The sequence below is a fragment of the Vibrio sp. OPT46 genome, assembly GCF_015163535.1.
Lineage (GTDB): Bacteria > Pseudomonadota > Gammaproteobacteria > Enterobacterales > Vibrionaceae > Vibrio > Vibrio alginolyticus.
Genome location: NZ_JADDYG010000600.1, coordinates 1 through 346 on the forward strand (window position 1 = coordinate 1; position 346 = coordinate 346).

Genomic DNA, 346 nt, shown 5'->3' on the forward strand with positions numbered 1-346 from the left:
AAAGCAGAATGTTGCGTTAACGAGTGCTCATAAATTTCTAGCAAAAACGAGAGAGTTTGAGTTTATATTGAATTTCAGCAGAACGTGAATGACGATGAAAAACATACACACCGAAATTGCTAACCTCGGTGTGTACATCTTCTAGTTCGCGACGAGTAACATTGACGACTTAGATGGTACGATTAACTTACCGTCAGTTGGAATGATTTGTTCTGTCATCAAATCAACCCAATTACCATCGATTTTTAATGTCAAAGACTGTTGACGCTGTGATTTATTAAGCACCACAATACCTTTGTCACCTCGCTTAAGTACGAGCATGTCATCGTTACCTTCAAGAACACTC

At 38.7% G+C, this 346-nt stretch carries 1 pseudogene; it reads right to left on the bottom strand.

What is annotated here, in order from left to right:
- Positions 1 to 141 precede the first annotated feature (141 nt).
- A pseudogene (locus IQR33_RS23520) lies at positions 142 to 346 on the bottom strand (alpha-amylase); the annotation flags it as partial.